This window comes from Christensenella hongkongensis, from assembly GCF_000981035.1.
Taxonomy (GTDB): Bacteria; Bacillota; Clostridia; order Christensenellales; family Christensenellaceae; genus Christensenella; species Christensenella hongkongensis.
Window position 1 is genome coordinate 1 of the sequence record NZ_LAYJ01000056.1, and the last position, 924, is coordinate 924.

Here is a 924-nt window from a genome sequence, read left to right on the forward strand (position 1 = left end):
ACGATCCGATCCTGTTTGAGATCGGCAGCGCAATCGGGACGAAGAAGATGCTGTGCCCGTGGATCAAGGACATCCGTCCGAGCAAAAACGATATGCGCGGGAGCATGACGCCGCTGTTAAAGTCGAATGAGAAGGTGATCGGGGAGGTGTACGAAATCCTCAAAGAGTGGAACCTTCACGAAGCGCCGATTGGGATCGACCTCCTGACAGTGTCGATGATGCAGGCGCTGGTGAAGTTTGGAATGGACGTGCGTGACGGGCAGGCAACGATGCAGGAGGCGCAGAAGATCAAGACACACGAGGAAATCCAGCTGTTGGAGATCTCGGCGGCAATGGTGGACGGAGCATATTACGACGTTGTGGAAGCGATCAAGCCGGGAGTGCGTGAGAACGAGGTATGCGCGGTGATGCGCGGACGGCTGGTGGAAATGGGAGCGGAGAACGTGCACAACGTGAATGTGATCTCAGGGGACCGTGCATTCCCGCACCCGCATGACTTCTCAGACCGGATCATCCGCCCTGGGGACATGGTGTTCCTCGACGTGGTAAACGACTTCAACGGATACAAGACATGCTATTACCGGACGTTCTGCTGCGGTTATCCGACGGAGAAGCAGAAGAGGATCTACAAGAAGACATACGACTGGATGTACGATGCGATCCGTGCGATCAAACCGGGAGTGACGACGGACGAGATTTGTAAGCTGTGGCCGACATACAGGGAGCTTGGAGCAAAGGACGAGTACGAGACGATGGCGCTGGAGCTGGGGCACGGAGTAGGGATTGCGCACTGGTCAAAGCCGGTGATCGGGCACCAGTGCTCGATGGAATATCCGGAGGTAATCGAGGAGAACATGCACTTTGCAGTGGAGACATATTATGGAGAAGACGGGGAAGCAGCGCGCCTCGAGGAGCAGATCGTGG

General features: G+C 56.2%; 1 protein-coding gene. It reads left to right on the plus strand.

Annotated features, from left to right (window positions below):
- Positions 1-924: M24 family metallopeptidase (locus CHK_RS03110; RefSeq protein WP_046442588.1), on the plus strand; the 924-nt coding region annotated here is incomplete at both ends.